At 71.0% G+C, this 24,513-nt stretch carries 22 protein-coding genes and 1 tRNA gene; 10 read left to right on the top strand and 13 right to left on the bottom strand.

What is annotated here, in order from left to right; genetic code table 11:
• Positions 1–39 precede the first annotated feature (39 nt).
• From E5083_RS23320 to E5083_RS23310, 3 genes are all read left to right on the top strand, one after another.
• On the top strand, positions 40–1,749 hold the full coding sequence (locus tag E5083_RS23320) for an outer membrane protein assembly factor BamB family protein (RefSeq protein ID WP_135787659.1): 1,710 nt from the start codon (positions 40–42) through the stop codon (positions 1,747–1,749).
• A 60-nt stretch (positions 1,750–1,809) separates the two neighbouring features.
• Complete coding sequence (locus E5083_RS23315) at positions 1,810–3,453, top strand: outer membrane protein assembly factor BamB family protein (RefSeq protein WP_135787658.1); 1,644 nt, start codon at positions 1,810–1,812, stop codon at positions 3,451–3,453.
• Positions 3,454–3,523: 70 nt separating this feature from the next.
• Positions 3,524–4,216, top strand: coding sequence for a helix-turn-helix transcriptional regulator (locus E5083_RS23310; protein ID WP_135787657.1), 693 nt, complete (start codon positions 3,524–3,526; stop codon positions 4,214–4,216).
• 31 nt (positions 4,217–4,247) lie between these two features.
• Here E5083_RS23310 and E5083_RS23305 read toward each other — a convergent pair whose 3' ends face one another.
• Positions 4,248–4,601: a hypothetical protein gene (locus E5083_RS23305; protein ID WP_135787656.1), complete on the bottom strand. Its 354-nt coding sequence runs from the start codon at positions 4,599–4,601 to the stop codon at positions 4,248–4,250.
• Between the two features lie 21 nt (positions 4,602–4,622).
• The gene (locus E5083_RS23300) at positions 4,623–6,335 is read right to left on the bottom strand and encodes a sodium:solute symporter family protein (RefSeq protein WP_135787655.1); all 1,713 of its coding nucleotides are present in this window, start codon (positions 6,333–6,335) and stop codon (positions 4,623–4,625) included.
• A gap of 167 nt (positions 6,336–6,502) precedes the next feature.
• Between E5083_RS23300 and galT the strand changes: the two genes are divergently transcribed.
• From galT to galK, 3 genes are read left to right on the top strand one after another with little or no spacing between them, the layout of a single operon-like run.
• Positions 6,503–7,588, top strand: a complete 1,086-nt coding sequence (gene galT / locus E5083_RS23295) for a galactose-1-phosphate uridylyltransferase (protein WP_135787654.1) — start codon at positions 6,503–6,505, stop codon at positions 7,586–7,588.
• Positions 7,585–8,547: a UDP-glucose 4-epimerase GalE gene (gene galE / locus E5083_RS23290; protein ID WP_135787653.1), complete on the top strand. Its 963-nt coding sequence runs from the start codon at positions 7,585–7,587 to the stop codon at positions 8,545–8,547. The genes galT and galE overlap by 4 nt, the downstream gene beginning before the upstream one ends.
• Positions 8,547–9,722, top strand: coding sequence for a galactokinase (gene galK / locus E5083_RS23285; protein ID WP_135787652.1), 1,176 nt, complete (start codon positions 8,547–8,549; stop codon positions 9,720–9,722). Before galE ends, galK begins: the two co-directional genes overlap by 1 nt.
• 11 nt (positions 9,723–9,733) lie before the next feature.
• On the opposite strand, the gene E5083_RS23280 is transcribed toward galK, so the two are convergent.
• On the bottom strand, positions 9,734–10,189 hold the full coding sequence (locus E5083_RS23280) for a GNAT family N-acetyltransferase (RefSeq protein WP_135787651.1): 456 nt from the start codon (positions 10,187–10,189) through the stop codon (positions 9,734–9,736).
• A 230-nt stretch (positions 10,190–10,419) separates the two neighbouring features.
• Between E5083_RS23280 and E5083_RS23275 the strand changes: the two genes are divergently transcribed.
• A complete protein-coding gene (locus E5083_RS23275; protein ID WP_135787650.1) occupies positions 10,420–11,187 on the top strand; it encodes a LuxR C-terminal-related transcriptional regulator in 768 nt (255 codons plus the stop codon).
• On the opposite strand, the gene tamR is transcribed toward E5083_RS23275, so the two are convergent.
• Positions 11,146–11,643, bottom strand: coding sequence for a MarR family transcriptional regulator TamR (gene tamR, locus E5083_RS23270; protein WP_030814668.1), 498 nt, complete (start codon positions 11,641–11,643; stop codon positions 11,146–11,148). The two genes, E5083_RS23275 and tamR, sit on opposite strands and share 42 nt — an antisense overlap.
• An 89-nt stretch (positions 11,644–11,732) precedes the next feature.
• On the opposite strand from tamR, the gene E5083_RS23265 reads away from it, so the two are divergent.
• Entirely contained in the window at positions 11,733–12,524 is a 792-nt protein-coding gene (locus E5083_RS23265; RefSeq protein WP_135787649.1) for a trans-aconitate 2-methyltransferase, read from the top strand.
• Here E5083_RS23265 and E5083_RS23260 read toward each other — a convergent pair.
• Together E5083_RS23260 and E5083_RS23255 are read right to left on the bottom strand one after the other, a co-directional pair.
• Positions 12,521–13,198, bottom strand: a complete 678-nt coding sequence (locus E5083_RS23260) for a TetR/AcrR family transcriptional regulator (protein WP_135787648.1) — start codon at positions 13,196–13,198, stop codon at positions 12,521–12,523. The genes E5083_RS23265 and E5083_RS23260 overlap by 4 nt on opposite strands.
• Positions 13,195–14,193 (bottom strand): acyl-CoA desaturase, encoded by a 999-nt coding sequence (locus tag E5083_RS23255; protein ID WP_135787647.1) that lies wholly within the window; start codon positions 14,191–14,193, stop codon positions 13,195–13,197. Before E5083_RS23255 ends, E5083_RS23260 begins: the two co-directional genes overlap by 4 nt.
• Before the next feature lie 301 nt (positions 14,194–14,494).
• Between E5083_RS23255 and ppc the strand changes: the two genes are divergently transcribed.
• Positions 14,495–17,227 carry a phosphoenolpyruvate carboxylase gene (gene ppc / locus E5083_RS23250; RefSeq protein WP_135787646.1) on the top strand — a complete coding sequence of 911 codons (2,733 nt, stop codon included), beginning with the start codon at positions 14,495–14,497 and terminating at the stop codon, positions 17,225–17,227.
• A 99-nt stretch (positions 17,228–17,326) separates the two neighbouring features.
• Here ppc and E5083_RS23245 read toward each other — a convergent pair whose 3' ends face one another.
• The 7 genes from E5083_RS23245 to E5083_RS23215 all read right to left on the bottom strand — a co-directional run bounded on the left by E5083_RS23245 (position 17,327) and on the right by E5083_RS23215 (position 23,025).
• Entirely contained in the window at positions 17,327–17,812 is a 486-nt protein-coding gene (locus E5083_RS23245; protein WP_244317633.1) for a hypothetical protein, read from the bottom strand.
• 65 nt (positions 17,813–17,877) lie between these two features.
• A complete protein-coding gene (gene pth, locus E5083_RS23240) occupies positions 17,878–18,474 on the bottom strand; it encodes an aminoacyl-tRNA hydrolase (RefSeq protein ID WP_135787644.1) in 597 nt (198 codons plus the stop codon).
• A gap of 84 nt (positions 18,475–18,558) precedes the next feature.
• Positions 18,559–19,158: a 50S ribosomal protein L25/general stress protein Ctc gene (locus E5083_RS23235; protein ID WP_135787643.1), complete on the bottom strand. Its 600-nt coding sequence runs from the start codon at positions 19,156–19,158 to the stop codon at positions 18,559–18,561.
• A gap of 205 nt (positions 19,159–19,363) precedes the next feature.
• The gene (locus tag E5083_RS23230) at positions 19,364–20,344 is read right to left on the bottom strand and encodes a ribose-phosphate diphosphokinase (protein WP_086694654.1); all 981 of its coding nucleotides are present in this window, start codon (positions 20,342–20,344) and stop codon (positions 19,364–19,366) included.
• 149 nt (positions 20,345–20,493) lie between these two features.
• Entirely contained in the window at positions 20,494–21,942 is a 1,449-nt protein-coding gene (gene glmU, locus E5083_RS23225) for a bifunctional UDP-N-acetylglucosamine diphosphorylase/glucosamine-1-phosphate N-acetyltransferase GlmU (RefSeq protein ID WP_135787642.1), read from the bottom strand.
• Positions 21,943–22,053: 111 nt separating this feature from the next.
• Positions 22,054–22,126: transfer RNA gene (locus E5083_RS23220), tRNA-Gln, on the bottom strand.
• Between the two features lie 8 nt (positions 22,127–22,134).
• A complete protein-coding gene (locus E5083_RS23215; protein WP_135787641.1) occupies positions 22,135–23,025 on the bottom strand; it encodes a hypothetical protein in 891 nt (296 codons plus the stop codon).
• A 144-nt stretch (positions 23,026–23,169) separates the two neighbouring features.
• Between E5083_RS23215 and E5083_RS23210 the strand changes: the two genes are divergently transcribed.
• Complete coding sequence (locus E5083_RS23210) at positions 23,170–24,501, top strand: sensor histidine kinase (RefSeq protein ID WP_135787640.1); 1,332 nt, start codon at positions 23,170–23,172, stop codon at positions 24,499–24,501.
• Positions 24,502–24,513: the final 12 nt, after the last annotated feature.

The raw sequence follows: 24,513 nt of genomic DNA, 5'->3' as shown, positions 1-24,513 counted from the left end.
CGTAGGCTAAAAATCAGTGAACGAGGGGGAGCAGCGCTGATGAGCCAGCCGCCGCCCGGTCAGCCGCCGCACGGCGGCTTCGGCCCGCCGCAGAATCAGCCACCGCAGGGCCAGCCGCAGGGGGGCTTCGGTGCTCCTCAACAGCCGCCGCCGCAGGGCGGGTTCGGCGCACCTCAGCAGCCGCAGCCCGGTTACGGCTATCCCCAGCAGCCCCCCGGCCCATACGCCCAGCCCGGCCCCTACGGGCAGGCCCCCGGCCCCTACGGGCAGGCCCCCTACGGGGCGTACCCGCAGCCCGGTGGCCCCGGCAAGCCGCCCGGGAACAAGAAGCGCACCGCGCTGATAGCCGGGGCCGTGGCCGTCGCGCTGCTGCTCGTCGGCGGCACCGTGTACGCGGTCACCAGCGGCGGCGGGGACGACGACAAGCCCGTCGCCCACCCGAGCGGCGACACCAAGCAGTCCGCCACCGCCTCCCCCTCCGCCGACACCGGCGACGGCAAGGGCGACGGCCCTACGGACGCCGAGGATCTCAACGCGGGCCGCAAGCCCGGCGAGGCGAAGGTCCTCTGGTACAAGTCCGCCCCCGACGCCCCCGGCAACGGCGCGGACGCGCCCGGCCTCTGGGTCACGGAGAAGACCGCGGTGAAGGCCGCGTACAAGGAGGTCGTCGGCTTCCGCGTCGCGGACGGCACGGCCGCCTGGGCCCCGATCGCCCTGCCGTACGAGGTGTGCGCGGTCACCAAGCGCCCCGACGCGGACGGCAGGATCGTCGTCGCGTACATGAGCGGCACCACCGACCGCGCCAAGTGCAACCAGCTCCAGCAGATCGACCTGGACACCGGCAAGAAGGGCTGGCACGCCCAAGTCGCCGACGGCAGCCAGTTGTTCGACAGCACCCGCAGCATCGAGCTGACCCTCGCGGGCAGGACCCTGGTGGTCGGCCGCGACATGTCGGGCACCGCGTACGACGCGTCGACCGGCAAGAAGCTGTACGACCTCAAGAAGTACGGCACGGACTGCTACCCGGCCGGGTACGCCGGTGACAGCGGCCGCCTGGTCCAGGTGGCCTCCTGCGGGGCGGGCGGTGCCAAGGAGCGCGACGAGATCCGCGAACTCGACCCGGCCACCGGCAAGGCGAAGTGGACCCGGACCGTCACCAAGGGCTGGCGGGCCGAGCGCGTCTTCTCCCTGAACCCGCTGGTGGTCTACCTGACCAACCGCGACAAGAAGGCGTGGAACATCTCCACTCTGGACAGCCGCGGCCGCTTCACCTCCGAGGTCAAGGTCGACAAGAAGTTCGCCCTCGGCTGCGGCTTCCTCTCCCTGGACCGCGCCCTGCAGAACTGCAAGGCGGTCGCGGTGGACGCCAAGACCCTGTATCTGCCGACCGAGTCCACCACCGGCGCGAACGAGATCATCGCCATCGGCCTGGCCGACGGCAAGGAGAAGTGGCGGGTGAAGTCCCCGCTGGCCCGCCCGATGGCCCCCGTCGGACTCCAGGGCGGCAACCTCATCGCCTACGCCGACGCTTCCTACAACGAGGGCGGCCGGGTGCTGTCCATCCCGACCGGCTCCGGCGCGCACCGGCCGGCCACGCTGCTCCAGAACCCGGGCGGCGCGGCGAAGATCGAGAACGGCTTCTTCGACGCCACCACGGTCTGGTCCGGCGGCCGCTTCTTCATCGCCACCGACCGGCTGAGCGGCCAGGACGACTCCGAGGAGAAGCTGATGATGGCCTACGGCAAGTAGCCCACCCCCTCCTCCCCGCCGCGCCCGCCGTCCCCACCAGCCGCTTCGAGGTACCTCACGATGAGCGACCAGCCGCCCTCCGGTCCGCCCCAGGACCAGCCGCCCACCCCGCCGACCCCGCCCGTCCCGCCGGCCAATCCGCAGCCGACGTACGGCTACCCGCAGGCACCCCCGCCGCAGCCGCAGCCCGGCTACGGCTACCCGGCCCAGCCGCAGCAGCCGGGCTACGGATACCCCGCCCAGCCGCCCACGGTCGTGGCGGGCGGTGACGTCCGTGCCAAGGAGAACCGCACCATCGCCGTGATCATCCTCGCGGCCGTCGTCGCCATCGGCCTGATCATCGGCTCCGGCGTCTGGTACTCCCGTTCCTCCGACACAGGCGGCAGCACGCGCGCCGGGGGCGACAGGAACGGCACCGGCACCGCGACCGGCGGCAAGGAGAAGGTGCCGGACAACCCGGCCGCCGACGTCCTGTTCAAGGTCCCGCAGCCCAAGACCGAGGAGAACGTCGTCAGCACGCCGGGCTCCTGGCTCAGCGCCGGCGTCTACGCCAAGAGCGGCATCGCCGAGATCACCGGCTACGACCCGGCCGACGGCCACAAGAAGTGGACGCTCAAGTTCCCCGGCCCGGTCTGCGCGGCCACCGAGCACGTCACCGCCGACGGCCGCACCGGCATCGTCTACCAGCCCTCCATGCCGACCAAGGACAGCCGCCCCGGCTGCACCCAGGTCGCGGGCATCGACGTGCGGGCCGGCACCAAGCTGTGGACCAAGTCGGTCGGCACGGGTGAGTTCGCCACCCAGTTCCACAACGTCACCGTCGCCGGGAAGACCGTCGCGGTCGGCGGCCTCGGCGGCGGCGCGGCCTACGACATCGGCACCGGCAAGGTGCTCTGGCAGCCCAAGCCCGGCGACGAGTGCAACGACGTCGGCTACGGCGGCGGCACCAAGCTGGTCGCGGTCCGCAAGTGCGGTGCGTTCGACAACCGCACCCTCAACATCCAGAACATCGACCCCGCCTCGGGCAAGGTGATCGCCGAGTACAAGATGGGCGCCGGCATCGAGTACGCGGGCATCGTCTCCACCGACCCGCTGGTGGTCGGCGCGGACGCCGGGCACAGCGCGAGCGGCGGCAGCGGGGTCTCGGACTACTTCTCCATCGACAACCGCACCGGCAGGCTGCTGGCCCGTATCCCGGTCTCCGGCGACACCTACGACGGCGAGTGCGAGACCATCACCCTCGTCGAGGAGTGCAAGGGCGTCGTCGCGGGCCAGGGCAAGCTGTACCTGGCGACCAAGGAGCACAGCGGCAGCGGCAAGAGCAAGCTCGTCCAGACCAACGAGGTCGTCGCCTTCGACCTCGCCACCGGCAAGCAGACCGGCCAGCGGGCTGAGGCCGGCGAGGGCTCCACGCTGTTCCCGCTGCGCATGGACGGCGGCAACCTGATCGCGTACAAGGACCCGCCGTACGACAAGGGTGCCCAGGTCGTCACCATCGACGGAACGAGCTTCAAGTCCACGACGCTGATGGACCTGCCCCCCGAGCAGGGCGACCGGTCCCTGACGAGCGGGCTCCTGCCCGCCTACTCGGAGTACCGGTACAGCCAGGGCAGGCTGTTCATGGCGGCGCCGAACGCGGCCAAGCCGATCGGGAGCTTCGACAAGGACAAGAACTGCGTGGTGGCCTTCGGCACCCGCGACTGAGCGAAGCCCGCACGGCAGGCGCCCCGAGCGTGTAACTTCCGGGACATCGGAGGGACTGGGGGGTTGCTCTATGGGAGTGCGGCTCATGGTCGTCGACGACCACCGCCTGCTGGCGGAGGCGTTGGCGTCGGCGCTGAAGCTGCGCGGGCACCGGGTGCTCGCGGCGGCGGCGCCGGCCGCGGGCGCGGCCGAGCTGGTGATATCGCGCGCCCCCGAGGTGTGCCTGCTGGGCACCGCGGCACCCGCCGAGCCGGGCGCGTTCGACCCGGTGGCCCGCATCAAGCGGGAGCGCCCGCAGGTGGCGGTTCTGGTGCTCGGCCCGGTCCCGTCCCCGCGCGGCATCGCGGCCGCCTTCGCGGCGGGCGCCGCCGGGTACGTACGGCATGACGAGCGCATCGAGGGCGTCGAGCGGGCCATCCTGAAGGCCCGCGCCGGTGAGGCGGCCGTCGCGCCCCAACTGCTCCAGGGTGCCTTCGCCGAGCTGCTGAACCCGGCCGTGCAGCCCGACGACGAGGGTCAGCGGCTGCTGAGGCTGCTCACCCCGCGCGAGGTCGAGGTGCTGGTCAGGGTCGCCGACGGCGAGGACACCCGGCTGATCGCGGCCGGCATGGGGATAGCGCCCAGCACCGCCCGCACCCATGTGCAGCGGGTGCTGATGAAGCTGGGCGTGGGCTCCCGGCTGGAGGCGGCCGCCCTCGCGGCCCGTACCGGCCTGCTGGACCGCGCCGGTGCCACCCCGCACACGACGGAGCCGGAGCTGTAGTCCACAGCTCCGGCTCCGGTCCCGCGCGCGGTCAGTGCACGGGCTCCTCGTCGCCCGCGTCCTCGGCGGGCAGCGGGGGCGGGGTCGGCCGCAGCTTCAGCCACGCCAGGAAGAACACCCCGAGGATCAGCATGCCGATGCCGGTCCACAGGTTGATGTTGACGCCCTCGGCCTTGTCGATCGCGGCCTGGGAGTCGGTGATGCCGGTGATCGTGACGATGATGCCGTACAGCACGAACAGGCCGCCGATGATGCGCCGCAGGTCGAAGATGCGGGCCGCGGTGGCGGACTTGCCCTCCAGCTCGGTGACCTCGCGCTGGACGTCGTGCTCGGTGGCGCCGTGCGCGGACCCGGTGTGCTCGGGGCGGGGGGATTCGTCGGTCATGGTTTCCTCATCCTCCCGCGATCAGAACGAGAACGGGATGTAGCAGGCGGCGGCCAGGACGACCGCGCCCCAGCCGAGCAGGGCGGGCTTGCGGTACCAGGCGTCGTCGCCCTCGGCGGGTGCCTCGGACATGCCCGGCGACGTGGTGCCGTAGACCAGGCCCTGGAGTTCCTCGGCCGGCTTGGGCTTGGTGAACAGCGACACCGCGACCATCACGACCGCGCCCGCGACGAAGCCCGCGATGGCGGAGACGAAGTTGGCGCCCTGGTCGGAGGGGATCGAGATGATGCCCTCCTTGTAGAACACGAAGTAGTTGACCATCGCGGTGGCGGTACCGGCGAGCAGGCCCCAGAAGCCGGACTTGGCCGAGGCGCGCTTCCAGAACATGCCGACGATGAAGACCACGAACATCGGGACGTTGAAGAAGGAGAACAGCGTCTGGAGGTAGCTCATGATGTTCGAGAACGACGACGCCAGGAAGGCCGTACCGACCGACGCGGCGACACCGATCACGGTGATCCAGCGGCCGAAGCGGACGTAGTAGGCATCCTCCTGGCCGGGCTTGACGTAGCGGGCCCAGATGTCGGTGGTGAACACCGTGTTGAAGGACGACACGTTGGCCGCCATGCCCGCCATGAAGGCGGCGAGCAGACCGGTGACCGCGATGCCGAGCACACCGTTGGGCAGCAGCTCCTGCATCAGGTAGGGAATCGCGTCGTTGTACTGGAGCCCGGAGCCGGGCTGGCCGATCTTCGGGACCAGGGCGGCGGCGACCAGGCCGGGGATCATCACCAGGAAGACGATGAAGATCTTCGGGTAGGCCGCGATCAGCGGGGTGCGCTTGGAGGCGGAGAGGTTCTTCGCGGACAGCGCGCGCTGCACCTCGGCGAAGTTGGTCGTCCAGTAGCCGAAGGACAGCACGAAGCCGAGACCGAGCACGATGGTCAGCCAGTTGGCGCCCAGCGGGTTGGCGCTGCCGATGCCGGTGCCGCCCCAGGCAGTGGTGAAGTTGGCGCCGTGGGCCGCGTCCAGCTTGTGGGTCAGGCCGTCCCAGCCGCCGGCCTTCTTCAGGCCGAGGATGGTGATCGGGATGAGGGCGGCCAGGATCACGAAGAACTGGAGCACCTCGTTGTAGATCGCCGAGGACAGGCCGCCCAGCGTGATGTAGCCGAGCACGAAGGCGCCCGCCACCACGATGGCCACCCACTGCGGCCAGCCGAGCAGGGCCTCCACCACGATCGCCAGCGCGTACAGGTTCACGCCCGCGATCAGGATGGCGGCGAAGGCGAACAGGATCGAACTGAGCAGGTGGGCTGCCTTGTCGAAGCGCAGCAGCAGGAACTCGGGGACCGAGCGGACCTTGCTGCCGTAGTAGAAGGGCATCATCACCAGGCCGAGGAAGACCATGGCCGGGATGGCGCCGATCCAGTACCAGTGCACGGTGTACGCGCCGTACTGGGCGCTGTTGGCCGCCATGCCCAGGATCTCGGTGGCCGCCAGGTTCGCCGAGATGAAGGCGAGGCCGGTGATCCAGGCGGGCAGCGAGCGTCCGGAGAGGAAGAAGTCCAGGCTGGTCTTCACCGAGCGGCGGGCCGCGAAGCCGATGCCGAGAACCACGACGAAGTAGATGGCCAGGATCGTGTAGTCGAGCCAGTTGGTGGGGAGCCGTAGCTCCGCCGCCAGATAGCTGGGGCCCGCCGCCAGGGGCGCGGGTCCGGTCGGGGGGGTCTGCATGAGAACTCGCTTCGTTGCGCGAACTGATCCAGAGCGGAACCTACGCCGCGGCGTTCATTATTTGAACAGTTCTGTTGGTGTTCTTTGTTCGATTGTGATCGTGCGACCCGTTGTCGGGTTGTGGTTTGTTATGTTTGATTGTGTTGAGTGAGAGCGAGGAGTCCGGCGTGAAGAAGACCTCGACCCGGCTGGCCGACGGGCGTGAGCTGGTCTACTACGACCTGCGGGACGACACCGTGCGCGACGCGGTGGACCGGCGGCCGCTGGAGCCCACGGTCACCGCCTCCGAGATCCGCCGGGACCCGCTGCTCGGCGACTCGGTCGCCGTCGCCTCCCACCGCCAGGGCCGCACCTACCACCCCCCGGCCGACGAGTGCCCGCTCTGCCCCAGCCGGGACGGGCGGCTCAGCGAGATCCCGGACTCCACCTACGACGTGGTCGTGTTCGAGAACCGCTTCCCCTCCCTCGCCGGCGACTCCGGCCGCTGCGAGGTCGTCTGCTTCACCTCCGACCATGACGCGTCCTTCGCCTCCCTCACCGACGAGCAGGCGCGGCTGGTGCTGGAGGCGTGGACCGACCGCACCGCCGAGCTGTCGCATCTGCCCTCCGTGAAGCAGGTCTTCTGTTTCGAGAACCGGGGCGCCGAGATCGGGGTGACGCTGGGTCACCCCCACGGCCAGATCTACGCCTACCCCTTCATCACCCCCCGCACCGCACTGATGCTCCGCTCGCTCGCCGGCCACAAGGCCGCCACCGGCGGGGAGAACCTCTTCGACGCCGTCCTGGCACGCGAACTCGCCGGGGACCGGGTCGTCCTGGAGAGTGAACACTGGGCGGCCTTCGTGCCGTTCGCCGCGCACTGGCCCTACGAGGTCCACCTCTACCCCAAGCGTCGGGTGCCCGACCTGCTCGCCCTGGACGAGGCCGCGCGCACAGAGTTTCCCCAGGTCTATCTGGAACTCTTGAGGCGCTTCGACCGGATCTTCGGGCGGCCGGAGGGTGAGAAGAATCCGGAGGCCGAGGCGCCGACGCCGTACATCGCGGCCTGGCACCAGGCCCCGTTCGGCGACCTCCCCGGCTACGACGGGGTGACGCGGGACGACTTCGCGCTCCACCTGGAGCTTTTCACCATCCGCCGCACTTCCGGCAAGCTGAAGTTCCTCGCGGGTTCCGAGTCCGGCATGAACGTCTTCATCAACGACGTGCCGCCGGAGCGCGCGGCCGAGCGACTGCGAGAGGTAGCGAGTTCATGAAGTACCTGGTGACGGGTGGCGCGGGCTATGTGGGCAGCGTCGTCGCCCAGCATCTGCTGGAGGCGGGGCACGAGGTCACCGTCCTCGACAATCTCTCCACCGGCTTCCGCGCGGGCGTGCCCGCCGGTGCCGCCTTCGTCGAGGGCGACATCCGCGACGCGGCCAAGTGGCTCGACCCCTCCTACGACGCGGTGCTGCACTTCGCCGCCTTCTCCCAGGTCGGCGAGTCGGTGGTGAAGCCGGAGAAGTACTGGGAGAACAACGTCGGCGGCACCATGGCCCTGCTCGCCGCCATGCGCGAGGCGGGCGTGAGCCGGCTGGTCTTCTCCTCCACCGCCGCCACCTACGGTGAGCCCGAGGAAGTACCGATCCCGGAGTCCGCCCCGACCCGGCCGACCAACCCCTACGGCGCCTCCAAGCTGGCCGTCGACCACATGATCACCAGCGAGGCGCACGCCCACGGCCTGGCCGCCGTCTCCCTGCGCTACTTCAACGTGGCCGGCGCCTACGGCCCGTACGGCGAGCGCCACGACCCCGAGTCGCACCTCATCCCGCTCGTCCTCCAGGTCGCCCAGGGCCGCCGCGAGGCCATCTCCGTCTACGGCGACGACTACCCGACCCCCGACGGCACCTGTGTCCGCGACTACATCCACGTCGCCGACCTCGCCGACGCCCACCTGCTCGCCCTCGGCGCCGCGCGCTCCGGCGAGCACCTGATCTGCAACCTCGGCAACGGCAACGGCTTCTCCGTCCGCGAGGTCGTCGAGACCGCCCGCGAGGTCACCGGCCACCCCATCCCCGAGGTCACCGCCCCGCGCCGGGCCGGCGACCCGGCGGTCCTGGTGGCGTCGGCGGAGACCGCACGCGCCACACTGGGGTGGAACCCGTCCCGCGCGGACCTCGCCGGGATCATCGCGGACGCCTGGGAGTTCGCGCGCGACACGCAGAGGGAGCACTAGTGGGGGCACAGCAGGTCCGGGAACGCTTCGCCGAGCTGTACGGGGCGGCACCGGAAGGGGTGTGGGCGGCGCCCGGCCGGGTCAACCTGATCGGCGAACACACCGACTACAACGACGGCTTCGTCATGCCGTTCGCCCTGCCGCACCAGGTCACCGCGGCCGTCTCCCGCCGCACCGACGGCGTCCTGCGGCTGCACTCGGCCGACATCGAGGGCGAGGTCGAGGGCGAGGTCGTCGAACTCGCCCTGGACGGCCTCGCGCCGGGCACCGACGACGACTGGACGGCGTACCCGGCGGGCGTGGTGTGGGCGCTGCGCGAGGCCGGGCACCCGGTCACCGGCGCCGACGTCCACCTCGCCTCCACCGTGCCGACCGGCGCCGGGCTGTCGTCCTCGGCCGCGCTGGAGGTCGTCGTCGCGCTCGCGCTGGACGACCTGTTCGGCCTGGAGCTGCCGCGCTGGAAGCTGGCCCGGCTGTGCCAGCGCGCGGAGAACGTCTACGTCGGCGCGCCCACCGGCATCATGGACCAGACCGCGTCGGCCTGCTGCGAGGAGGGCCACGCGCTCTTCCTGGACACCCGCGACCTGTCCCAGCGGCAGATCCCGTTCGACCTGGCCGCCGAGGGCCTGCGCCTGCTGGTGGTCGACACCCGGGTCAAGCACGCCCACAGCGGCGGCGAGTACGGCAAGCGCCGGGCCGGCTGCGAGAAGGGCGCCGCGCTGCTCGGCGTGGACGCGCTGCGCGACGTGGCGTACGACGGGCTGGACGCGGCGCTGGAGGAACTCGGCTCCGACGAGGACGCGGATGAGGTGCGTCGGCTGGTGCGGCACATCGTGACCGAGAACCGGCGCGTGGAGCGGGTGGTGGAGCTGCTGACCTCGGGCGACGTCCGGGCCATCGGGCCGGTCCTCACCGAGGGCCACGCCTCGCTGCGCGACGACTTCCGCATCTCCTGCCCGGAGCTGGACCTCGCGGTCGACACCGCGCTGGCCGCCGGCGCGCTCGGCGCCCGGATGACCGGCGGCGGCTTCGGCGGCTCCGCGATCGCGCTGGCCGAGGCGTCCGCGGTGGACACCCTCACCAAGGCGGTCGAGGAGGCGTTCGCGGCGGCCGGGTACACCGCCCCGCGCGTCTTCGAGGCGGTGCCCTCGCCGGGCGCCCGCCGCCTGGGCTGAGCCCCGGGGCTTCAGCCGAGCCGCTTGGTCAGCGTGTACTCCGTGATCCCCGGCGGATAGTCGGGGATCACGGACACCACGTCGTAGCCGCGGTCCTTGTAGAACGCCGGTGCCTGGAAGTCCCAGGTCTCCACGCGGGAGCGCGTGCAGCCCCGGCCGGTGTGCGCGACGCGCTCGGCTTCTTCCAGCAGCCGGGAGCCGAGTCCCGCGCCCCGGTACCGGGCGTCCACCCACAGGTACGTGACGTGCAGCCACCCCGCCCAGGTATGGCCGACCAGCCCCCCGGCGAGACCGCCCGCCTCGTCCAGCACCCACACGTGCAGCGGGGTGTGCCGGTCGCCCGGTGAGCCGCGCAGCGCGGCCAGTACCGGGGAGGCCGCCGTGTTGGTGTCCCGCAGCCGCGCGCGCAGCAGATCCCGTCGGTCCTTGTCCACTTCCGTCTCGATCCGAAACATGCGGCACACCATAAACGCGACGGCCGGTCAGTTCCGTCAATCGGCTCCCCACGGCCTGGGGCCGCCCGTACGCTGAGGGCCCTCAAGAGCGGTCCCCGTGGGGGCGGGTGGCCGATCAGGGGGCGGGACGGGCGGGTACGGCGACCGCGCCGGGGGTAGCTGTTCCCGCGACGGCGGCCGCCGCGCCGTTGCCGGGCCGTGGGTGACCCCTGCTCCAAGTGGAGCCTGGGGAAGGGGGTTTCGTGGTTCGCATCCGAGTGCTGGTCGTCGACGACCATCGCATCTTCGCCGAGTCCCTCGCGGCGGCGCTGGCCGCCGAGCCCGACGTGGACGTGTCCGCAGCGGGCAGCGGCCCGGCCGCACTGCGCTGCCTGGAGCGCGCCGCCACCGAGGGCCGCCGCTACGACGTGCTGCTGGTCGACGCCGACCTCGGCCGGGCCCTGCCCGGCGGACGCACGGCCGTACCGGTGCAGGCGGGCGACGCGGACGGTCTGGTCGACGGGATCTCGCTGGTCGCCGGGGTGCGCTCGGCGCAGGCCGGGGTGCGCACGGTGGTCCTCGCCGAGAAGGACGACCCGCACCGGGCCGCGCTCGCGCTCCAGGCGGGCGCCTCCGGCTGGGTCGCCAAGGACTGCTCGCTGTCCCGGCTGCTCACCGTGATCCGGGGCGTGCTGCGGGACGAGACGCATCTGCCGGCCGCGCTGCTCACCGGCGTGCTCAAGGAGCTGACGGCGGCGCGCAAGCACCGCAGCGAGAGCGAGCGGCTGGTGCAGTCGCTGACCCCGCGCGAGCGGGAGGTGCTGCGTTGCATGGTCGCCGGGCTCGGCCGCAAGGCGGTCGCGGAGCGGCTGTTCCTCTCCCCGCACACCGTCCGCACCCATATGCAGAACGTGCTCGGCAAGCTGGGCGTGCACTCCACGCTGGCCGCCGTGGCGCTGGCCCGGCGGGCCGGGGTGGGACCGGTCGACCTAACCGGGGACGTTGTCGAACGGGGCGGTCAACTGGCGTAGCAGCCCGGCGAGTTCGCCGCGCTGGGCGCGGGACAGCTCGCCGAGGATGGCCCGTTCCTGGGCCAGCAGGCCCGCCAGTGCCTCGTCGGCGCGGTCCCGGCCGGTGTCGGTCAGCCGCACCAGTACCCCGCGCCGGTCGCTGGGGTCGGGCAGCCGCTCCACGAGGCCCTTCTTGGCCAGCCGGTCGATGCGGTTGGTCATCGTGCCCGAGGTGACCAGCGTCTGGGTGAGCAACTGGCCGGGGGAGAGCTGGTACGGGGTGCCGGCGCGGCGCAGCGCGGTCAGCACGTCGAACTCCCAGGGCTCGAGCTGGTGCTCGGAGAAGGCGAGCCTGCGGGCGCGGTCCAGGTGCCGGGCCAGCCTGCTCACCCGGCTCAGCACTTCCAGTGGTTCCACGTCGAGGTCAGGGCGCTCCCGGCGCCATGCTGCGACCAGCCGATCGACCTCGTCCTCCATGGAGATCAGTGTAGTGGTTGTGTCGACGTGAAGTCTCTTGAAGCTGAGTATCTTGACATCAAGAGAAATTCTCCGGGAAGGTGGTTGTCATGACGACGCCCTCCTGGGACCCCGCCCAGTACCTCCGTCACTCCGGCCATCGGCTGCGCCCGTTCACGGACCTGCTCGCCCGCGTCCCCGGCCTGCCCTCCGAGCGCCCCCGCATCGCCGACCTCGGCTGCGGCCCCGGCAACGCCACCGCGCTGCTCGCGGAACGCTGGCCCGGCGCCCGGGTCACCGGCTACGACAACTCGCCCGAGATGCTGGAGCGCGCCCGTACCGAGCAGCCCGCCATCGACTTCGCCCCCGCCGACGCCCGCACCTGGACGCCCGAGGGCCCGCACGACCTGCTGTTCTCCAACGCCACGCTCCAATGGGTGCCGGGCCACCTCGACCGGTTCGCGGACTGGACCGGCGCGCTGAAGCCGGGCGGGGTCCTCGCCTTCCAGGTGCCGGACAACACCGACGCCCCGCTGCACACCCTGATGCGCGAACTCGCCGCCACGCCCCGCTGGGCCCCCCGCCTGGCCGGCGTCCTGCGCGCCCCCGACTCCGTCCACGCCCCCGGCGTCTATCTGGACCGCCTGGCCCGCCTGGGCTGCGCCGCCGACGTCTGGCAGACCACGTACCAGCACGTCCTTTCCGGCGACGACCCGGTCCTGGACTGGGTCAAGGGCACCGGCCTCCGCCCCGCCCTGACCGCACTCGCCGACGACCCGGAGGCGCGGGACGCCTTCGTCACCGAATACCGCGACCTCCTCCGCGAGGCGTACCCGACCGCCCCCTACGGCACGGTCCTGCCCTTCCGGCGCCTGTTCGCGGTGGCCGTGAAGGGGGCCTAGTTCTTGCGGTGGCCTATCAGGCGGGGCTTCTGTTCCAGGCCGTCCAGGCCGTGCCAGGCGAGGTTGACCAGGTGGGCGGCTACCTCGGCCTTTTTCGGGCGGCGGACGTCGAGCCACCACTGGCCGGTGAGGGCGACCATGCCGACCAGGGCCTGGGCGTAGAGCGGGGCGAGCTTGGAGTCGAAGCCGCGGCTCTTGAACTCGCGGCCCAGGATGTCCTCCACCTGGGTGGCGATGTCGGAGATCAGCGAGGCGAAAGACCCCGTGGACTGCGGGATGGGGGAGTCGCGGACGAGGATGCGGAAACCGTCCGTGTACTCCTCGATGTAGTCCAGCAGCGCGAACGCGGCCTGCTCGCACAGCTCGCGGGGGTGGCCGGCGGTCAGCGAGCCGGTGACCATGTCGAGCAGGCACCGCATCTCCCGGTCCACCACGACCGCGTACAGCCCCTCCTTGCCGCCGAAGTGCTCGTACACCACCGGCTTGGAGACCCCGGCCTTGGCCGCGATCTCCTCCACCGAGGTGCCCTCGAAGCCCTTCGCCGCGAAGAGGGTCCGGCCGATCTCCAGCAACTGCTGGCGGCGCTCCGCACCGGTCATCCGGGTCCGGCGGGTCCGCCGCGTCTTGTCGTTGCTCGAGGTGCTGCTGGAGTCGGTGGCCACGCCGTCCATCATGCCGCCTTCGCGGCAGCCTTCCCGCGCCGGGAGGAACCGTCGTCGTCCGCACGGCGTGCGTCGATGCGCGAGCGCGACGGCCAGCGCACGTCATAGGCCCAGCCGAGCTTCTCGAACCAGCGGATGAACCGGGCCGAGGAGTCGATCTGCCCGCGCTCCACCCCGTGCCGCGCCGAGGTCGGGTCGGCGTGGTGCAGGTTGTGCCAGGACTCGCCACAGGACAGCACGGCCAGCCACCACACGTTGCCCGAGCGGTCGCGGGACTTGAACGGGCGCTTGCCCACCGCGTGACAGATCGAGTTGATCGACCACGTCACGTGATGCAGCAGGGCCACCCGGACGAGTGAACCCCAGAAGAACCCGGTGAAGGCGCCCCACCAGGACATCGTCGCCAGCCCGCCGATCAGCGGGGGCAGCAGCAGCGAGACGGCCGTCCACAGCGCGAACTGCCGGGAGATCGCCCGCATGGCCGGGTCCTTGACCAGGTCCGGCGCGTACTTCTCCTGCGGGGTCTGCTCCTCGTCGAACATCCAGGCGATGTGGGCCCACCACAGGCCCTTCAGCAGCGCGGGGAGCGTCTCCCCGAACCGCCACGGCGAGTGGGGGTCGCCCTCGGCGTCGGAGAACTTGTGGTGCCTGCGGTGGTCGGCCACCCAGCGCACCAGCGGTCCCTCCACCGCCATCGACCCCATGATCGCCAGCGCGATCCTGAGCGGCCGCTTCGCCTTGAAGGAGCCGTGGGTGAAGTACCGGTGGAAGCCGATCGTGATGCCGTGGCATCCCAGGAAGTAGAAGAACACCAGCAGGCCCAGGTCGAGCCAGCTCACCCCCCAGCCCCACACCAGCGGCACGGCCGCCAGCAGGGCCAGGAACGGTACGACGATGAACACCAGGAGCGCGATCTGTTCGATCGAGCGCTTCTGTTCGCCGCCCAGCGTGGCGGTGGCGCCGTCGCTGCGGGCTTCGTCGATCACATCGGAACTACTTGAGGTCATGCGCGTCCCCTGTGGGGTCGAGGGCGGGGGTCGAGGGGGTACCGGACAGGTACGGAACGGACGGTACGTCCCTACGGTTCCGTAACCTACGGCGTCGTAAGTATGTCAGCGGTCAGGGCGGCGGCAAGAGCCCGAGCTCCTGCGCGTCCACCGGGACACCTATCCTTGGAGGCGGTCGGACAGCGCGGTCCGCTCTGTTTACTTCCCGGACGTTCCGGCCGGTATGCGGCGTTTTGCCGTGTGATGGATGGGTGTCCGGGTTCCCGCCGGATGAGCTTCAACACCGCAAGGAGCCGCACCTGTGAGCAGTGTCGACGACCAGACCACCACGAACGGCCAGGCGCTGCGCGCCGACATCCGGCGCCTGGGCGATCTCCTGGGCGAGACCCTCGTCCGCCAGGAGGGCCCCGAGCTGCTGGAACTGGTCGAGAAGGTCCGCCGCCTCACCCGCGAGGACGGCGAGGCCGCCGCCGAGCTGCTGCGCGGCACCGAGCTGGAGACCGCCGCCAGGCTGGTGCGCGCCTTCTCCACCTACTTCCATCTCGCCAACGTCACCGAGCAGGTGCACCGGGGCCGCGAGCTGCGCGCCCGCCGGGCCAGCGAGGGCGGCCTGCTCTCCCGTACCGCCGACCGGCTCAAGGACGCCGACCCCGAGCACCTGCGGGACACCGTCCGCAACCTCAACGTGCGCCCGGTCTTCACCGCCCACCCCACCGAGGCCGCCCGCCGCTCGGTCCTCAACAAGCTGCGCCGGATCGCGGAACTCCTGGACACCCCCGTCCTCGACTCCGACCGCCGCCGCCACGACGTACGGCTCGCCGAGAACATCGACCTCGTCTGGCAGACCGACGAACTGCGCGTGGTCCGCCCCGAGCCCACCGACGAGGCCCGCAACGCCATCTACTACCTGGACGAGCTGCACGCCGACGCCGTCGGGGACGTCCTGGAGGACCTCACCGCCGAGCTGGAGCGGGTCGGCGTCACCCTGCCGCCCGACACCCGGCCGCTGACCTTCGGCACCTGGATCGGCGGCGACCGCGACGGCAACCCCAACGTCACCCCCCAGGTCACCTGGGACGTGCTGATCCTCCAGCACGAGCACGGCATCAACGACGCGCTGGAGATGATCGACCAGCTCCGCGGCCTGCTCTCCAACTCCATCCGCTACGCCGGGGCCACCCGGGAACTCCTGGAGTCCCTGGAGGCCGACCTGGAGCGGCTGCCGGAGATCAGCCCCCGCTACAAGCGGCTCAACGCCGAGGAGCCCTACCGGCTCAAGGCCACCGCGATCCGGCAGAAGCTGGAGAACACCAAGCAGCGCCTGGCCCGCAACACCCCGCACGAGGAGGGCCGGGACTACCTCGGCACCGCCGAACTCCTCGCCGACCTGCGGATCATCCAGACCTCCCTGCGCGAGCACCGGGGCGCCCTCTTCGCCGACGGCCGTATCGACCGCGTCATCCGCACCCTGGCCGCCTTCGGCCTTCAGCTCGCCACCATGGACGTCCGCGAGCACGCCGACGCCCACCACCACGCCCTCGGCCAGCTCTTCGACCGGCTCGGCGAGGAGTCCTGGCGCTACGCCGACATGCCGCGCGAGTACCGGGCCAAGCTGCTCGCCAAGGAGCTGCGCTCGCGCCGCCCGCTGGCCCCGAGCCCGGCCCCGGTCGACGCGGCAGCCGCCAAGACCCTCGGCGTGTTCCAGACCGTCAAGCGGGCGCTGGAGGTGTTCGGGCCCGAGGTCGTCGAGTCGTACATCATCTCGATGTGCCAGGGCGCCGACGACGTGTTCGCCGCGACCGTGCTGGCCCGCGAGGCCGGACTGCTCGACCTGCACGCCGGCTGGGCGAAGATCGGCATCGTGCCGCTGCTGGAGACCACCGACGAGCTGAAGGCCGCCGACACCATCCTGGAGGACATGCTCTCCGACCCCTCCTACCGGCGCCTGGTCGCGCTGCGCGGGGACGTCCAGGAGGTCATGCTCGGCTACTCCGACTCCTCCAAGTTCGGCGGCATCACCACCAGCCAGTGGGAGATCCACCGCGCCCAGCGCCGGCTGCGCGACGTCGCCCACCGCTACGGGGTGCGGCTGCGCCTCTTCCACGGCCGCGGCGGCACCGTCGGCCGGGGCGGCGGCCCCTCGCACGACGCGATCCTCGCCCAGCCCTGGGGCACCCTGGAGGGCGAGATCAAGGTGACCGAGCAGGGCGAGGTCATCTCCGACAAGTACCTGATCCCGTCCCTCGCGCGGGAGAACCTGGAGCTGACGGTCGCCGCCACGCTCCAGGCGTCCGCCCTGCACACCGCGCCCCGCCAGTCCGACGAGGCGCTCGCCCGCTGGGACGCGGCCATGGACGTCGTCTCCGACGCCGCCCACGCCGCCTACCGCCGGCTCGTCGAGGACCCCGACCTGCCGAACTACTTCCTCGCCTCCACCCCCGTCGACCAGCTCGCCGAGCTGCACCTGGGCTCGCGGCCCTCCCGCCGCCCCGGCTCGGGCGTCTCGCTGGACGGACTGCGCGCCATCCCGTGGGTGTTCGGCTGGACCCAGTCCCGGCAGATCGTCCCCGGCTGGTTCGGCGTCGGCTCCGGGCTCAAGGCCCTGCGCGAGACCGGACTGGACACCGTGCTCGGCGAGATGCACGAGCAGTGGCACTTCTTCCGGAACTTCATCTCCAACGTCGAGATGACCCTCGCCAAGACCGACCTGCGCATCGCCCAGCACTACGTCGACACCCTCGTCCCCGACGAGCTCAAGCACGTCTTCGACACCATCAAGGCCGAGCACGAGCTGACCGTCGCCGAGGTGCTGCGCATCACCGGCGGGACCGAACTCCTCGCCGCCCAGCCCGAGTTGCGCCAGACCCTGAGCATCCGCGACGCCTACCTGGACCCGATCTCCTACCTCCAGGTCGCCCTGCTCAAGCGCCAGCGCGACGCGGCCGCCGCCGGTGAGGAGCCCGACCCGACCCTGGGCCGCGCCCTCCTGCTCACCGTCAACGGCGTCGCGGCGGGCCTGCGCAACACCGGCTGACCCGACGCGTGTACGGCGGTGCCCCCGGAGCAGGCCGGCTCCGGGGGCACCGGCGTATCAGGACAGCTTTCTCAGGACAGCTTTCTCAGGACAGCTTTCTCAGGACAGTACGAACGCGGCCGTCAGCAGGCCCGCGCCTGCCAGGCCCAGCACCCAGGCGAGCCGGGGCATCCGCATGCCGCCCGCGACCACCACCGAGGCCAGCAGCAGCGCGCCCCCGAGCGGCAGCCAGGCCAGCAGGACCCCGGAGACGCCCGCGCGCACGGCGACGTCCGTACCGGGTTCGAGGACGACGTCGTAGCTGTGTCCCTCGCGCACCACCACCGACCGCTCGATGCGGACGGAGGGCCGCGCGGTGGCGCCCGGCGACAGCGGCTTGAACGTGCCCTCGCAGCGCTGGGGCAGACAGTCCGTCACCGTCAGGGTGCCGCGCTCGCGCCCCTTGGGCAGCATCGCGTGCTGCGCGGTCCCCCAGGACCCCCACGCCCCGGCGAACACGATCAACGCGGCGAACACCCCCGCGACCACGACCCGCCCCACCCGGACGACGGACCCGGAACGCGCGGAACTGGCAGAGGCAGGCATGGCCGGGATCATTGGCCATACCCCTACGGCGGGTCAACTCCGGGGTGCCGCCAACACCCCGGGCGCTACGAGTTGTACGCCGACTGAGCCCGCTCCAGCCCCTCCGTGACCAGGCACTCCACCGCGTCCGCGGTGCGGTCCACGAAGTAGGCCAGTTCCTTGCGTTCGGCGGAGGCGAAGTCCTTCAGGACGAAGTCCGCGACCTGCATCCGGCCCGGCGGACGGCCGATGCCGAAGCGGACGCGGTGGTAGTCGGGGCCCATCGCCTTCGTCATCGACTTCAGGCCGTTGTGCCCGTTGTCGCCGCCGCCCAGCTTCAGCCGCAGCGCGCCGTAGTCGATGTCCAGCTCGTCGTGGACCGCCACCACCTGGGAGAGCGGCACCTTGTAGAAGTCGCGCAGCGCGTTCACCGGACCGCCCGACAGGTTCATGTACGACATCGGCTTGGCCAGGATCACCCGCCGGTTGGCCGGGCCCACCGGACCGATCCGGCCCTCCAGCACCTGCGCCTGCGCCTTGCCCGCACGCTTGAACTTCCCGCCGATCCGCTCCGCGAGCAGATCCACCGCCATGAAACCGACGTTGTGCCGGTTCATCGCGTACTCCGGCCCCGGATTACCGAGCCCGACCACCAGCCAAGGGGCGTTCGCGGGGGTACTCAACGACCCATCTCTCCTCGATATGCGCCAGCCGCCGCCCCCGGAGAACGGGGACGACGGCTGACGGATGATTCAAGCCGGTACGGCTCAGGCCTCGGCGGACTCTTCGTCCTCGGCGGCGGCCTCGTCCTCGGCCGGCTCCTCGACCTGGGCGGCCAGGACCTGGAGGACGACGGCGTCGTCCTCGACGGCCAGGGAGACACCCTTGGGGAGCTCGATGTCCTTGGCGTGGATGGAGGCACCGGCCTCCAGGCCCTCGACGGAGACCGTCACGGACTCGGGGATGTGGGTGGCCTCGGCCTCGACCGGCAGCGCGTTCAGCACGTGCTCGAGCAGGTTGCCGCCCGGGGCCAGCTCGCCCTCGGCGACGACCGGGATCTCGACGGTGACCTTCTCGCCACGCTTGACCAGCAGCAGGTCGACGTGCTCCAGGAAGCCCTTCAGCGGGTCGCGCTGCACGGACTTCGGGATCGCCAGCTCGTTGGTCTTGCCGTCGATGTCCAGGGCGATCAGGACGTTCGGCGTACGCAGCGCCAGCAGCAGCTCGTGGCCCGGCAGGGTCAGGTGCAGCGGCTCGGAACCGTGGCCGTAAAGGACACCGGGGACCTTGTTGTCACGGCGGATGCGACGGGCGGCACCCTTGCCGAACTCGGTGCGGGACTCGGCGGCGAGCTTGACCTCGGACATGTGGATCACTCCTCGTACAGGTAGAGACGGACGTGGTCACCCGGCCACGAACGGCCTGCTACGAAGAGCGCGTCGATAACGGACAACCGGCACCCGTGAAACACGAGCGCGGCCTCCCTCGCCGAGCAACTGTCGCAGTCTACTCGGCAAGGGGGCCGCGCCCAAAAGGATCTTCCCGGACCGCCTCAGCAGGCCCGCAGAAACCTCACTGCTCGTCGAAGAGGCTCGTCACCGAGCCGTCCTCGAACACCTCACGCACCGCGCTGGCGATCGTCCCGGCGATCGACAGCACCGTGATCTTGTCCAGGTCCGCCGCCAGCTCACCCGGCGTCGGCAGCGTGTCGGTGAACACGAACTCGCTCACCCGCGAGTTCTTCAGCCGGTCCGCCGCCGGACCCGACAGCACACCGTGCGTCGCCGTCACGATGACGTCCTCGGCCCCGTGCGCGAACAGCGCGTCCGCGGCCGCGCAGATCGTGCCACCGGTGTCGATCATGTCGTCGACCAGCACACAGATACGGCCCTCGACGTCACCCACGACCTCGTGCACCGTGACCTGGTTCGCCACGTCCTTGTCCCGGCGCTTGTGCACGATCGCCAGCGGCGCGCCCAGGCGGTCGCACCAGCGGTCGGCGACCCGCACCCGGCCCGCGTCCGGGGAGACCACGGTCAGCTTGGAGCGGTCCACCTTCGCGCCCACGTAGTCCGCCAGCAGCGGCAGCGCGAACAGGTGGTCCACCGGACCGTCGAAGAAGCCCTGGATCTGGTCGGTGTGCAGATCCACGGTCAGGATGCGGTCCGCACCCGCCGTCTTCATCAGGTCCGCGATCAGCCGCGCCGAGATCGGCTCACGGCCACGGTGCTTCTTGTCCTGCCGGGCGTACCCGTAGAACGGCACGATCACCGTGATGGAGCGCGCCGACGCCCGCTTCAGCGCGTCGATCATGATCAACTGCTCCATGATCCACTTGTTGATCGGCGCCGTGTGGCTCTGGATCAGGAAACAGTCCGCGCCACGCGCCGACTCCTGATAACGCACATAGATCTCACCGTTGGCGAAGTCGAACGCCTTGGTCGGGACGACCCCCACACCGAGCTTGTGAGCGACCTCCTCGGCAAGTTCGGGGTGGGCGCGGCCGGAGAAGAACATCATCTTCTTCTCGCCGGTCGTCTTGATCCCGGTCACAGCACTGTCTCCTCAGAGGTTCTCAGCCAGCCGCCGGCCAAGCGACCTCTCGACGGGGCACGAGAGGGCCGAATCGGCTGGTAGGGGTGCGGTTGTGCACTTATCACGGTACGCCGTGTTTGACGCAGCCGTTTCCGGCGAGCCTTCCCTCAGCCCTCGTCCACGCCCGGCCGGGACGCCGCCTGAGCCGCCTTCGCGGACGCGCTCCCAGGACGCTTACGAGCCACCCAGCCCTCGATATTCCGCTGCTGACCACGGGCCACGGCCAGCGCACCGGGCGGCACATCCTTGTTGATCACGGACCCCGCGCCGGTGTACGCGCCGTCCCCGACCGTGACAGGAGCCACAAACATGTTGTCCGAACCGGTCTTGCAATGCGACCCCACCGTCGTGTGGTGCTTGCTCTCACCGTCGTAGTTCACGAACACGCTCGCCGCGCCGATGTTCGTGAAGTCACCGATCGTCGCGTCCCCCACGTACGACAGATGCGGAACCTTCGTCCCCTCACCGATCGACGCGTTCTTCGTCTCCACGTACGTACCGACCTTCGACTTCACCCCCAGCCGGGTACCGGGCCGCAGATACGCGTACGGGCCCACCGTCGCGCCCTCGCCGACCACCGCGCCGTCCGCCACCGTGTTGTCCACACGGGCGCCCGCGTGCACCACCGTGTCGTTCAGGCGGCTGTTCGGGCCGACCTCCGCGCCCTCCTCGATCCGCGTCGCACCGGTGAGCTGCGTACCCGGGTGCACCACCGCGTCCCGGCCGAAGCCGACCGTCACGTCCACCCACGTCGTCGCCGGGTCCACCACGGTCACGCCGTCCAGCATCGCGGCCGTCAGCAGACGGTCGTTCAGCGTCCGGCGGGCCTCCGAGAGCTGCACCCGGTTGTTGATCCCGGCGATCTCCCGGTGGTCACCCGCCACCGACGCGCCCACCCGGTGCCCGGCCGCCCGCAGGATGCCCAGCACATCGGTCAGGTACTCCTCGCCCTGGCTGTTGTCGGTACGCACCTGCTTCAGCGCGTCCGCCAGCAGCCGGCCGTCGAACGCGAAGACACCGCTGTTGATCTCGGCGATCGCCCGCTGCTCGTCGGTCGCGTCCTTGTGCTCCACGATCGCGGTCACCGCGCCGCTCGCGCCGTCCCGCACGATCCGGCCGTAACCGGTCGCGTCCGGGACCTCGGCGGTCAGCACGGTCACGGCGTTGCCGTCCGCCTGGTGCGTGCCGGTGAGGGCCGCCAGGGTGTCCGAGGTCAGCAGGGGGGTGTCGCCGCAGACCACCACGACGGTGCCGTCCACCGGGCCGCCCAGCTCCTCCAGCGCCATCCGCACCGCGTGCCCGGTGCCGTTCTGCTGCTCCTGCACGGCCGTACGGACCTCGGGGTCGATCTCGGCGAGGTGTGCGGCGACCTGCTCACGGGCATGGCCGACGACCACCACCAGCTCGGCGGGGTCCAGTTCACGGGAGGCGGCCAGCACATGGCCGACCAGGGAGCGGCCGCAGATCCGGTGCAGGACCTTCGGTGTGGCCGACTTCATACGGGTGCCCTCACCCGCTGCGAGAACGACGACGGCTGCCGGGCGAATGGCGCTCACGGAGTTGCCTTTCGGCTCTGGGAAGGTGGTGACTGGCGGCAGAATACCGGGGGGTGTTTTGGCGGACATGAGACTGGGTCCCGACAGTGCTGTCAGGACCCAGAAGTGCAGCTCCGCCGCTAGGACTCGAACCTAGACCGAACACCTCCAAAGGGTGTCGTGCTGCCAATTACACTACGGCGGATCGCTGCGTCAGACCTTACCGGAGGACAGTGGCGGCGTAAGTCCCGAGACCGCATCGACCATGCCGGTCCACCACCCTTCGATGCGACGGTACAGGTCGGCACCCTGTAGGACATTGATCACCAGGCAACCCCGGTAGTCCTCGCCCACGTTCTTACGTACGGTCTTCGGGTTGTGCTTCTTGATGGTCGTCGGCTGGAACGCCGACGTGTCGACGCCGACCAGCCCGGCCCAGTAGCGCTGTGCGCCCTCGACGTCGGCGGTCATGTGGATCATGACGCGGTACCGCAGGCGCTCGCGCTCCACCTCAAGCAGATCGAGCCAGGCGAGGAACACCCGGATCACTCCCGGATCGCTGTTGACGAACTGCACGTTCTCGCGCCTGGCGTACGGCTTGTCCTTGCCTCCCTCGGCCCAGTACAGGGCCACGCCTGTCATGAAGAGCTCGCGAGGGGTCATCGCGCCGATCTCCGCGGTGGCCGCAGCCTTGGTCCTGCGGCGCTGGTCGTCACGGATGGCCAGCTCGTGGTCCCACCTCTTCCGCGCGGCCAGCTTCGCCTGCTCGGTCGGGTCCCGGGGCTCGGGCTTCGGCAGGTCTCTCACCCACAACGACACCGAGCTGCGCGAGCAGCCCAGTGCCGCTTCGATCTGGTCGTAGGTATGGCCCTGGCGGCGGAGTTCCCGGGCCCGCTCCCGGAGGTCGTCCTTGGCGTTGGGGCGTTTGGTCCAGTCCGGGGCCGGTTCGCCGTGGACGAGGCGGTTGAGGAGGTCGTTGTTGTGGATTTTCAGGTGGTCGCGGATCTGGCGGAGGCTCATGCCCTGGCGGCGGAGGGTGATGGCCTGGGCGCGGAGGTTTTCGAAGTCGGCGTACTTGGAGGTTTTGCCTGGTGAATGTGCCATTTGCATATCGTCCGGGCGGAATGTGGGGCTCCGGGGGCGCGGACGGTGGAGTTCAGTAGTTCGAGTGACGGAGGCGTCCGTGGTCCGGGTGGGTAGGGGAAAGTCACCGGAAATGGGGCCGGGGGCGCCCGTAGGCTGGAGGGCATGACCACGACGGGGGAAGACCACACCAGGGCGCCGACCGGCCCGTGGTGGTGGGAGAGACGGCGCGGTGCGGTGCTGGACGTCGGCCTGGGGCTGGCGTCGGCGGCGGAGTGCGGCGCGGAGGGCGTGCCGTTCGCGCGGGACGCGGGCGTGCCGCTGTGGCTCGGTGTGGTGTTCGGGCTGCTGGCGGGTTCGACGCTGCTGGTGCGCCGGAAGTGGCCGGTCGCGGTGGTGCTGGTGGCGGTCGCGGTGACGCCTGCCGAGATGGGCCTCCTGATGGGCGTCGTCGGCCTGTACACGCTGGCGGCGTGCGAGCTGCCGCGCCGGGTGATCGTGTCGCTGGCGGGGATGTCGCTGGTGGGCACGATGATCGTGACGTTCGTGCGGGTGCGCCAGGACATGGCGCGCGGGGATCTGACGCTGGGCGACTGGTTCGTGCCGTTCGCCGCGGTGGCCACGTCGCTGGGTGTGACGGCGCCGCCGCTGCTGCTGGGGATGTACGTGGGTGCCCGGCGCCGGCTGATGGAGAGCCTGCGGGAGCGGGCGGACAGCCTGGAGCGGGAGCTGCAGTTGCTCGCGGAGCGTGCGGAGGAGCGCGCGGAGTGGGCGCGGAGCGAGGAGCGCACGCGGATCGCGCGGGAGATGCACGACGTGGTGGCGCACCGGGTGAGTCTGATGGTGGTGCACGCGGCGGCGTTGCAGGCGGTGGCCCGCAAGGACCCGGAGAAGGCGGTGCGGAACGCGGCGCTGGTCGGGGACATGGGCCGGCAGGCGTTGACCGAGCTGCGGGAGATGCTCGGGGTGCTGCGGTCGGGGGACTCGGGGGAGGCGGTGCGGCGGCGGGTGGAGCCGGAGCCGGTTCCGGTGCCGTTGGCGGCGGTGGGGGCGGCCGCGGCGGAGGCGGCGTCGAAGGCGGCGGCCGAGGTGGTCGTGGTGGACGGGCCGTGGCTGTCGGAGCTTGAGGAGCTGGTGGGGCAGTCGGCGGCGGCCGGGATGGTGGTGGCGCTGTCGGTGGAGGGTGAGCTGCGGTCGTATCCGGCGGAGGTGGAGCAGACCGCGTACCGGGTGGTGCAGGAGGCGTTGACGAACGTGCACAAGCACGCGGCGGGTGCGAAGACGTATGTGCGGCTCGCCCATCGGTCGGCGGAGATCGCGATGCAGGTGGAGAACGATTCGCCGCCGGAGCCGGGTTCGGCGTCGGCGGGTCTGCCGTCGGGCGGCAACGGCCTGCTGGGGATGCGGGAGCGGGTCGTGGCGCTGGGCGGCGTGTTCGTGTCGGGACCGACGGACGCCGGTGGTTTCCGGGTGTCGGCGGTGATTCCGGCGGCCTAGGGGCCGCGTTTT

Source organism: Streptomyces bauhiniae, from assembly GCF_004784475.1.
GTDB classification, from domain to species: Bacteria; Actinomycetota; Actinomycetes; order Streptomycetales; family Streptomycetaceae; genus Streptomyces; species Streptomyces seoulensis.
The sequence above is the reverse complement of the archived record's forward strand: the minus strand, read 5'-3'. Positions and strand labels throughout refer to the sequence as shown.

Coding starts and splice junctions, on each gene's coding strand:
- E5083_RS23210 (WP_135787640.1), top strand. CDS start 23,170: ATGACCACGACGGGGGAAGACCACACCAGGGCGCCGACCGGCCCGTGG.
- E5083_RS23280 (WP_135787651.1), bottom strand. CDS start 10,189: ATGGTGTGCCGCATGTTTCGGATCGAGACGGAAGTGGACAAGGACCGA.
- E5083_RS23255 (WP_135787647.1), bottom strand. CDS start 14,193: ATGACCTCAAGTAGTTCCGATGTGATCGACGAAGCCCGCAGCGACGGC.
- E5083_RS23235 (WP_135787643.1), bottom strand. CDS start 19,158: ATGTCCGAGGTCAAGCTCGCCGCCGAGTCCCGCACCGAGTTCGGCAAG.
- E5083_RS23265 (WP_135787649.1), top strand. CDS start 11,733: ATGACGACGCCCTCCTGGGACCCCGCCCAGTACCTCCGTCACTCCGGC.
- E5083_RS23215 (WP_135787641.1), bottom strand. CDS start 23,025: ATGGCACATTCACCAGGCAAAACCTCCAAGTACGCCGACTTCGAAAAC.
- E5083_RS23260 (WP_135787648.1), bottom strand. CDS start 13,198: ATGATGGACGGCGTGGCCACCGACTCCAGCAGCACCTCGAGCAACGAC.
- galE (WP_135787653.1), top strand. CDS start 7,585: ATGAAGTACCTGGTGACGGGTGGCGCGGGCTATGTGGGCAGCGTCGTC.
- E5083_RS23245 (WP_244317633.1), bottom strand. CDS start 17,812: ATGCCTGCCTCTGCCAGTTCCGCGCGTTCCGGGTCCGTCGTCCGGGTG.
- tamR (WP_030814668.1), bottom strand. CDS start 11,643: ATGGAGGACGAGGTCGATCGGCTGGTCGCAGCATGGCGCCGGGAGCGC.
- E5083_RS23310 (WP_135787657.1), top strand. CDS start 3,524: ATGGGAGTGCGGCTCATGGTCGTCGACGACCACCGCCTGCTGGCGGAG.
- E5083_RS23305 (WP_135787656.1), bottom strand. CDS start 4,601: ATGACCGACGAATCCCCCCGCCCCGAGCACACCGGGTCCGCGCACGGC.
- E5083_RS23300 (WP_135787655.1), bottom strand. CDS start 6,335: ATGCAGACCCCCCCGACCGGACCCGCGCCCCTGGCGGCGGGCCCCAGC.
- E5083_RS23320 (WP_135787659.1), top strand. CDS start 40: ATGAGCCAGCCGCCGCCCGGTCAGCCGCCGCACGGCGGCTTCGGCCCG.
- E5083_RS23315 (WP_135787658.1), top strand. CDS start 1,810: ATGAGCGACCAGCCGCCCTCCGGTCCGCCCCAGGACCAGCCGCCCACC.